Annotated in this window: 7 protein-coding genes and 4 pseudogenes; 5 read left to right on the top strand and 6 right to left on the bottom strand. The window is 45.8% G+C overall.

Translation table 11 applies throughout. The annotated features are described in order from the left end of the window. Positions 1-96 precede the first annotated feature (96 nt). Positions 97-318, bottom strand: a pseudogene (locus tag FJM67_RS17570) (IS66 family transposase); the annotation flags it as partial. 620 nt (positions 319-938) lie between these two features. Between FJM67_RS17570 and ltrA the strand changes: the two are divergent. Next, entirely contained in the window at positions 939-2,258 is a 1,320-nt protein-coding gene (ltrA, locus tag FJM67_RS16335; RefSeq protein ID WP_140591617.1) for a group II intron reverse transcriptase/maturase, read from the top strand. 80 nt (positions 2,259-2,338) lie between these two features. Here ltrA and tnpC read toward each other — a convergent pair. Next, positions 2,339-3,328 (bottom strand): annotated as a pseudogene (tnpC, locus tag FJM67_RS16340) (IS66 family transposase); the annotation flags it as partial. Between the two features lie 37 nt (positions 3,329-3,365). Beyond that, positions 3,366-3,728, bottom strand: coding sequence for an IS66 family insertion sequence element accessory protein TnpB (gene tnpB, locus FJM67_RS16345; protein WP_140591622.1), 363 nt, complete (start codon positions 3,726-3,728; stop codon positions 3,366-3,368). A 183-nt stretch (positions 3,729-3,911) separates the two neighbouring features. On the opposite strand from tnpB, the gene trbL reads away from it, so the two are divergent. The 4 genes and pseudogenes from trbL to FJM67_RS16365 form a co-directional block, all read left to right on the top strand. Then, positions 3,912-5,444: a P-type conjugative transfer protein TrbL gene (trbL, locus tag FJM67_RS16350; RefSeq protein WP_456237915.1), complete on the top strand. Its 1,533-nt coding sequence runs from the start codon at positions 3,912-3,914 to the stop codon at positions 5,442-5,444. Between the two features lie 197 nt (positions 5,445-5,641). Further along, positions 5,642-6,298, top strand: a complete 657-nt coding sequence (locus FJM67_RS16355) for a hypothetical protein (RefSeq protein WP_140591625.1) — start codon at positions 5,642-5,644, stop codon at positions 6,296-6,298. Next, positions 6,282-7,016 carry a Fic/DOC family protein gene (locus FJM67_RS16360; RefSeq protein ID WP_140591628.1) on the top strand — a complete coding sequence of 245 codons (735 nt, stop codon included), beginning with the start codon at positions 6,282-6,284 and terminating at the stop codon, positions 7,014-7,016. Before FJM67_RS16355 ends, FJM67_RS16360 begins: the two co-directional genes overlap by 17 nt. Before the next feature lie 119 nt (positions 7,017-7,135). After that, positions 7,136-7,468: pseudogene (locus FJM67_RS16365) on the top strand (IS110 family transposase); the annotation flags it as partial. 53 nt (positions 7,469-7,521) lie between these two features. Here FJM67_RS16365 and FJM67_RS16370 read toward each other — a convergent pair. The 3 genes and pseudogenes from FJM67_RS16370 to FJM67_RS17680 form a co-directional block, all read right to left on the bottom strand. Next, positions 7,522-7,719: pseudogene (locus FJM67_RS16370) on the bottom strand (transposase domain-containing protein); the annotation flags it as partial. A 391-nt stretch (positions 7,720-8,110) separates the two neighbouring features. Next, positions 8,111-8,554 (bottom strand): antitoxin Xre/MbcA/ParS toxin-binding domain-containing protein, encoded by a 444-nt coding sequence (locus FJM67_RS16375; RefSeq protein WP_181161532.1) that lies wholly within the window; start codon positions 8,552-8,554, stop codon positions 8,111-8,113. A 22-nt stretch (positions 8,555-8,576) separates the two neighbouring features. Further along, positions 8,577-9,075 (bottom strand): hypothetical protein (locus tag FJM67_RS17680; RefSeq protein WP_456237916.1); only part of this gene is annotated, 499 nt, incomplete at its 5' end.

Here is a 9,075-nt window from a genome sequence, read left to right on the forward strand (position 1 = left end):
TCTGGCTTTCGGTAAAACGTGACTTTTTCATAGATCGCTCCTGATACATTGATCATAAAACTCTCTACTTAAAACCCCAATCATTTTTCGGGGGGATTACAGTCGTTTCTTCAGACTGTTTTTATCCAGCCATGCTTTGTAGTCTGCTAAGGCCGCCGGAGCATGAGCTTGGCGGAACACATAGCGCTCTTCCGCAGTGTCTAACTGCTTGGCTTGAGACTCAATCGCGTACAGCTTTTGTATTTTTGCCAACCCGACCGTCGCTGTCCCTGCTTTACCTTTTGGTTGTAAATGCTCGCACTCTTTAAGTTTTCGGCGAGCATGAGCCCAACTTGCGACAGGCTAAGCCTGAAAATAAGGGAGGAGTACTTATGTAATCTGAAATTATTTGCTGAAATCCAGAGGGTTCGACTCCCTCGTGGTAAAGACTAACCATCAGCCAGAAGCGAGTCTTGCATGGGTGTCGGTAACGCCGCTTATGAAGCGTAGACAGCGGGTACTGAAGCCGTGGGATTGAGTCTCGATATCATGTTCTTGCTGGAGACTTCATTTTGTTGGGAATGGGGTCCGCATTGTTTGCACCGCTTCGGTGAGGTGCAATCGATCCGGCCGGGATCTATGACCAGGGCAAAGGTACAGGATGGATTTCTCAGGAACCTGTGAGGTCCAGTATCGACCTGAATTAACCAACCAATGGCTTCATGGTAGAAAAGAGCCAGGCTGCTAAGTCTTGCTTCCAGCTTAGCAGAGCGAACAGGAAGCACATTCAGGAACTCGTAAGCGAATCCATAAGCGAGCGAGCATTCGATGCTGGAAGTCTTAGTGCCCCATAGTACCGTTGACTTAGGGGAACTCTGCTCAAGAGGACCCTAACGAGGGAAGGGGGCATCGTAACTATTGAACTGTTATTGGGAAACATATTAGGTGCTCAGAAACCTATGTTCGTGTCAACGAAACAACAACAGATAGCCGAACTGGCTAGAAAGCATGCTGAGGTATCGTTTACCTCGCTGCATCATCATATTGATTACGCGTGGCTATTCACTGCCTATCAACTGACTCGTAAAGATGGAGCCGTTGGGGTGGATAGAGTAACGGCGACGATGTATGAACAGAACCTCGAGAGCAATCTCCAGGATCTGCTTTGCCGGGTGAAAAGTGGGCGTTATCGCGCACCTGCTATTCGTCGGGTTTATATCCCGAAGGGTGATGGTAAACAACGTCCACTTGGCATTCCAACGTTCGAGGACAAAATCGTCCAGAGAGCAGTCGTGATGCTGCTAGAGCCGATTTACGAGCAGGACTTCCATCCTGCTTCATTTGGATTTAGACCCGGGCGTTCAGCTCATCAGGCGTTGCAGTATGTGCGTGACAAAATAATGGAACAGCGCGGTCAATGGATACTGGATGTCGATATTCAAAAATATTTCGACACCATAAATCATACTTATTTGCGTAAATTTCTAGACCGGAGAGTGCGTGATGGTGTCATCCGTAGATTGATCGATAAATGGCTTCGTGCCGGGATTTTGGAAGGGAATCAGTTAACCAAACCTTCGCAAGGGACGCCGCAAGGTGGCGTAATTTCGCCCCTGCTAGCCAATATTTATCTGCACTACGTGCTGGATGAGTGGTTTGAATGCGCGGTACGCCCTAGGATGAGAGGTCATTGTAGTCTGACGCGCTTTGCTGATGATTTTGTCATGGTCTTTGAAGATTATCGCGATTGCTACCGAGTGCAGAAAGTTCTTGGCCAGCGATTTATTAAATATGGTCTTACTCTGCACCCTGATAAAACCCGAAGAGTAGACTTCAGATTCCGTTATAGGAAAATGAACATTCAGAGGGGTAAAGTGGTTAACTTCGACTTCTTAGGATTTACCCACCACTGGGGTAAATCTAGGCTAGGAAAGTTTGTGGTTCGTCAGAAAACGGCGAAAGGTCGTCTAGCAAAGGCTCTGAAAGCGATAAACCTGTTTTGTAAAGTCAATCGCCACAGGCCATTGATAGAGCAGTGGACTCGCCTGAACAAGCGTTTGATTGGGCACTATGCTTACTTCGGCATCACTGGTAACAGCAAATCCATACGTGGCCTGCACTATAAGGCCCAACGACTATGGCATAAATGGCTGGGACGGAGATCCCGAAAGAGTTACATCCCATGGAAACGCTTTGCGCTCTTGCTACGGCGACTGCCACTTGCTGCCCCCAAAATTTATCATCAATACTACATGTCTCATCAAGCAGCGAAACAATAGTTATGAGGAACCGGATGCGTTAATTGCGCTCGTCCGGGTCTGTGAGGGTTGAGGGCGGTAACGTCCTCTTCTACTCGGAATCCAACTAGAGTTGCCTTTGTTTGGTTGTAAGCCGCATAGCCATCAACATGAAGATAACCAGCATAATCACCTAAAAAAGCTTTCGCACAAGCGCCTGAACGTGTTTGCCTAAAATCGTACAACACGATATTCGGTATGGGGCTTGTTTTAGGTGAGTCTGTGCCGGAGCAATACACCCACATGTAGCAACTAGACCGATCCTCATGGATCACATTGAGGGTGGTTTCATCTGCATGAAGCGCTGGTTGTTTTAGCAGGATGTCTTTTAGTCGATCATATAAGGGCTGCAAGGCCTTGGAGCAAGCCTGCATCCAGTCAGACATGGTTCGTCGACTCAGCTCAATACCATATTGTTGGAATAAAGATTCCTGTCTATACAGCGGGAGACTGTATTGGAACTTGCCGGTAATGATTTGGCTAAGAAGACTTGGCGTTGCGATTCCTTTGGGAATCAAGCTGGGTTCTGGATTTTGTTGCTTAATAGTAACGCTGGTACCGGATTGATCACATGCTCGACAAGCATACTTCGGACGTACCGTTTCAATAACTTTTAGTTGAGCAGGAACGAAGTCTAGACGCTCAGAAGTATCTTCACCGATACGATGCAGCTCACCTTGACAGCAATCGCAGACTTTATCTTCATCGGCAATATCCAAGACAATGGTCTCACGAGGAAGATCCTTAGGTAGCAGTTTGCGTTTAGGTTGTTTGCGAGCTGACGACGTAGAACTGGATTCAGTCGCTGTGTCAGGTTCCGATTCGATAGCCTGAACTTCATCAAACAACTCACCTTGCCCTGGTGAGACCTCAGAGCTTTTACCAAACTGACGTTGTTGTGCCAAACGCCATTGATCCAAGATATGATGATAACGGGATTGCCATTGGGCAACTTCTTGCTCTTTTTTAGCGAGCAGCTGTCCTTGCTCAAGCAACATCTTCTTGAGCAATTCAATATCATCTGGAAGGTCATTATCTGGGGCTTTAATCATGACGTGGATTATACCACGACACCCAAACTTCTTAGCATCAACAGTCGTGATAGCGGTAAATTAAATGAGGGTGTGCTTGCGACAGATCGAGAGGCAGTCCATCAAGCAACCAATTTAATTGCCTTGATGTGATAGTCAGGGATAACTCGTCGTCATCAATACCAGGCCACTTGAATGTACCCTTTTCAAGTCGTTTGTAATGGAGCCAAAAACCGTTGGCAGACCAATGCAGAATCTTGAGTCGATCACGCCGACGGCCACAAAAAACAAATAGTTTCTCACTGCAGGGCTCCATCTCAAGATCATAAGCAACGATGTAAGCCAAACCATCGATGGACTTACGCATATCGGTTACGCCACAGATCAAAACCACCGGTAGAGCGTCAGAAAAGCCAAACATAATCACCGCCATAGCCAGAAAGCTAGGACGGTAAACTAAGGTATTAAAGGAATTAAGGTGTGGTTGGCCGGACGCTTACTTAACTCTCATCGTGGGAACGTTATCGGTACATGCCTCTGCCGCAGTAGAGCGAGGCGGTGTGCTCAATGATGTGGCGGACCGCTTCGCTACGGCAAGTCAGGCATGGGCGTCTGTGATTACGTATCATGCGACCTGGCTGTTTTGGACGCTCGTTGTTATCTCAATGGTTGGGCCTTTGACATGATGGCATTACGTAAGGTGGACATCGGTGAATTCTTTGCCGAGTTTGTCCGCTTCACGATCACAACCGGTTTCTTTTGGTGGCTGCTGATTAATGGGCCGGTGTTCGCTATGTCGATTATTGATTCATTGAGTAACGTTGCAGCTGAGGCGTCGGGAATGCCTAGAGGGCTGAACCCCTCAACGCCGATAGATATTGCTTTCGATATTCTGGCAAAGGCGGTGGATAGCTACCGTGTCACCAGTCCGATAGACAACTTACCTATCTTTTTCAACTCGTTAGCTATCTTGGCTTGTATGGCTATAGTGGCCGCGAACGTCTTGCTAGCATTGATCACTGCTTGGATCATTGCTTACGCCGGTATCTTTGTCTTGGGTTTTGGTGGCTCTCGTTGGACCTCTGATATTGCGGTGAACTACTTTCGCAGTGTCGCCGGTATCGCACTAAAGCTGATGACCATGACGTTGCTAGTAGGAATCGCTGTTTCTATCATTGATGGTTACCACGCTGACTTATCAGAAGGCGCGCCCCTTGATGAATTGATAGTGATCTTCGTTGTGTCGCTGGTCATGGTGATATTGATTAACTCTGTGCCGAATGTGATTGCGGGTTTGATTCCTGGCGGTGGAACTGCGGCCAGCTCAGGTAATTCCTTTGGTGCGGGGGCCTTGATCGGTGGGGCAGTGAGAGCCGGTGCAGCCGTTATGTCCGGCGGCGCAGCGCTTGGCGGAGCGGCTGTGTCTGGAGCAACCAATATGGTCGGTGGAGCCAGTGCCGTGAAGGCTGCCTTTGAGAAAGCTCAAATGAGCATGTCTGAAGGCCCGATGCCTGAGTTTGGTGGTTCTAGCTCTAGCGCTTCAAATAGCGATGCAGGTAGCAGTGATATAGGTGAAACGCCTTTTGCTCAAGCTACAGGCTTCTCTGGAGTCGAGTCTCACGCTCCTAGTGAAGAATCTGTGTCTGAGAGTAAGAGCGAAGCCTCTTCTGGCGAGCAGGCTCAAACTTCAAGTGGCTTTATGACTGGCGCTGCCAATGCTGGTCGTGTAGCCGCCGGCACCGCATCGGCCCTTGCCAAAGGTATGGGTTCTAAAGCAATGGGTGGTTTCCAAAACAAAGTTAGCCAAACCGCTGGTGGCCGTTTGGCTTCATCTATCCGCGAAAGCATGGACACAGGCAGTGATTCGATGGGACACCAAGAGGGGGCAGGCTACAGCGATGGTCAATCGCCATCTTTCGGCAGTGACTCCCTCGGCGGCCAAGAAGGATGGATAAACCAGAACGGGGGCTTTAGTGAGTTGTCTGAGTCAGACCAGAAAGAAACTCGTCAGGCCCACGCCGACTGGCAAGAACGTGGCCCCGAGAAACACACGTTTGATGTAGAGGATTACGTCGACTACGCCCAGGAGAAGCAAAGGGAACGGAACGAAGAGATAGCGAGCTTTGTGGGGAGGTAAGTCCTTAACCTTTCCATAAATACATTTCGTGTGGTGATTCTAGACGTAGATAATTGATTTAAATAGGTTTTATTTAATACATATAGTGCCGGTATGTTTTTATTTAATACGCGTTAACTTATTGTAATTAAATGGAAAATTGAGGTTTTCGGTTTTATTTGTTAAAATTAATGAGGTATGTATAGTGAGGTGTTGTCATGAAGCTTGAAACTCGTATGCGTCAGTCTATTAAGCGTAGAGTCGGTAATGTAGTTCTTCGTGAGGAAATTGCTCAATTAGGAAGCAAGACTCAGGTAACTCATGTGTTAAAGGCTCTCATTGAAGATGGGACCATTACTCGGCTTGCTCCAGGAGTGTTTGCAAAAGCAAGAAAAGTCAACGGCGATATACAGATCTCGGGGGATGTAGTCTCTGTTCTAGCGGAAGCGTCTGAAAAGCTTGGTATTGTTTTACATAAAGAAACATTCCCTAAAGACCTAAATTCTTCGAGTTCCTCAGAAGTTGTGATTGAGACGGATACTCCGAGAATCTCTCGAAAAATGGTAATCAATGGCGTGGAAATAAAGTTTCGTAGCGTCAAGTCAGTAAGACAGGCTCGCTTTGCTAAAAAGCATAAAAGTGTCGCCTCTTATGTTGAGAAACTAGCTCGTCAACATAAAGTCCACTATGTAGAAAACTCCATGGATTCATGGGCTGGAACGGTTACTAGATTGGCTGGCGATTATGTGAAAAGTGATCGTGTCGAGAATTTACTTGTAGCATTGAAACGTGCTGGAAAAATTTCTAAAAAGGAAGTAGCGAGTTTAGCTGTAAATTATTTAAGGGAGCGCAAACAGGGTGTTCGATCCATTTAAAGACTTTGAACAGGCTGGCTATTTGCGTAATAAGTTTCAAGAAAAAGACCCTGAAATAGTTCGTCACCTTGAGCATACAATGTTTCGTGCAGGTTTAGATGACGCTTTAGTATTTTTAGAGCGTCTAGAAGAGATAAGTTATCAAGACTTCTTAGAAGTCCATAAAATATTGTTTCAAGAATTTTATCCTTGGGCTGGTCAAGATCGACAAATTACTGCACCTAACTGTTCTGTTTCAAAAGCCGGAACAATGTTTTGCCATCCTAGAGATGCACGTAGGGCTGTAGAGGAAGGTTTACGTATTGGTCAGAACATTGAATATATGCGTAATAAGCCCGGAGAAGTTATGGGGTACTTTGCATATGGGCATCCCTTCCTGGATGGTAATGGGCGCACAATGCTACTTATTCATAGTGAACTTTGTCATCGAGCTGGCTTTTGTATTGAATGGTCTAGAACCAATAAAAATGACTATCTTCGAGCTTTAAGTGAAGAAATAGAAAGTCCCTCAAGAGGCATCTTGGATGATTATTTGCGTAATTTCATTGAGATATCTCAGGGTAGACATTTATGGAATAGTTCCATTCATAATATCCAAGGGCTGGATGGAGAAGATCATATTTCAAATACAGTCGATGGGGACTATACGGATGCTCGTGTAGCTCAAGAATATAGAGCTTTCGATATGAAGAGGGAAAGCTCTAAACAAAACCCTTAGTGTCTGTCATTAATATCAATTCCAAAGGGGTTGTTAGTGAAATGGGATGGACTCCCCCAATCCCAGCATCTTGTGCCATATTGAAGGCGAGTTAATAAATTAAATAGCGGGAGTCCACCATGAAAAGTATGCGTATCGGCTTGGATTTAGCAAAAAATGTCTTTGAGGTGTTTGCTGTTGATCAGGATGAAAAAGTATTAATTAGGAAGACCATTAAACGCTCCAAAGTACTAGAATTCTTCATTCAACAAGAACCTTGTGTCGTTGGTATAGAGAGTTGCGGCGGTGCGCACTACTGGGCAAGAGAACTTCAGAAGATGGGGCATGATGTCCGTATGATGGCCCCACAGTTTGTCGCCCCTTATCGTAAGAGTGACAAGAATGACCGCAATGATGCCGGAGCCATATGTGAGGCTGCAGGGCTGCCCAATATGCGTTTTGTTCCGATTAAGAAGTAAGCGATCTTGTATTCGCCCTCTAAAATGGTTCGCCTTGCCCTGCTAGTCTAGCCAGCTTTCGCCCTGTTCCAGGGTAATAGCGCTTCGAGTTTTTCTAAAGTATCCGCGTTGGCGATGTGGTCGAGTACATATTGGATATAACTCGATGGTTCTAGGCCATTAGCTTTGGCGGTTTCTATCAATGAGTAGCAAGTGGCACTTGCGTTCGCTCCACGTGACGAATCAGCAAACAGCCAGTTGCGTCGTAAGCGATCTTATATCTACTCCCAAAACGTTACGGCTAGACCCCTTGTATCACATGAGAACCTGTTTTACCCGTAGCACCAATGATTAAGTGTTGAGTTGTAGCTGGCATAATATTGACCTCATATAGATATTAATAGGATAAGGTCAGTGTATAGGCGTGAGTAAAAGGCAAATTTGCTATGCGTTCAAAATACTTTACATATCGTTCAAATATTCGTTGTTGGGGATACTACGAATAAGTCAGGCAACCGTATTCGGAACCAACTGGCGAACATTAGCGGGTCACAAAAGCGGACGAGAAATTGTTCGCCCAACGAAATGCAAGCAATCCACCAAAACATCAGCCCAAATCTCAAGTTGGCTTCTTATAAGTCACCTGCTAGGGCCTAGTTACACGTACTCTCCAGCCTCTATTCTCCTTAATGTTAGGTGTACCAGTTCGCGTCCAGCATGGGTATCTAGCAGAGAAATTGGTATTTCGCCTCCCAGTGCAGGTATGGAGGTGTTCATCCACTCTTTTGCAACGTCCACTGACTCATAGATCATGATTGCTCTAACATACACCCGTAGCGTACCGATCAGATTATCTGATGCTATGGGCGATAGGCGTTTCAATTGATAGCTTTTACTAAGGATGGATACGTCATTCCCTATGGTTTTTGCAATCACCTCACTCTCCCCGACGGCATTCACGATAGTTCTAAGCGTTTCACCGCTGACTCCTTTACGCACTGCAGACAGGTAGCCAGCAGGCGTCATGATATCGGCTTCAGGAAATAGGGCATTTATAGCGGCCAGCGCCTCTGATCCTTGCTTTTGATTCGAATTCATCATGTTCCCCTCGGAAGCAATATGTTCAATTATCGGCAAGCTTTGTGCAAAGTACATAATCCGCTTCATTGATTATTCTAATATTTCCTTCAAGACTTGATTTTCGTATTCCTTCAATGATGGAATATTGTTCATGTTTTCGCGGCTTGCCTGTAACTAGTGATCTCTGTTTGTAATATTTTTTTACAATAAGTGGAGTTACATTGATACCAGAATAGAATGTTTGATATCTGTAGAAAGAATTAAGGCTAGATATTTTCCTCCTAATAGACGCATTTGAATTTTTAGGTTTACCATCAGGTTTAGCTTGATAGCTAATATAGGACAAGTAGTTCTCAAGGTCTGACAGCGTGATATCAGACCAGCAAGACTCATTTATATCTAACAAACATGCGATCAAGTCGGCAATGTGAGACAATCTAGCTGACTTAATCTGACTACGCCTCCTGCCAACCATGAACCAGCTCTCCTTTGCCGACACCGAATTCACCAGTAAACGCAGCAAAACCCGTAAAGAGCTATTT

The organism is Maribrevibacterium harenarium (assembly GCF_006385675.1).
Classification (GTDB): domain Bacteria; phylum Pseudomonadota; class Gammaproteobacteria; order Pseudomonadales; family Marinomonadaceae; genus Marinomonas; species Marinomonas harenarium.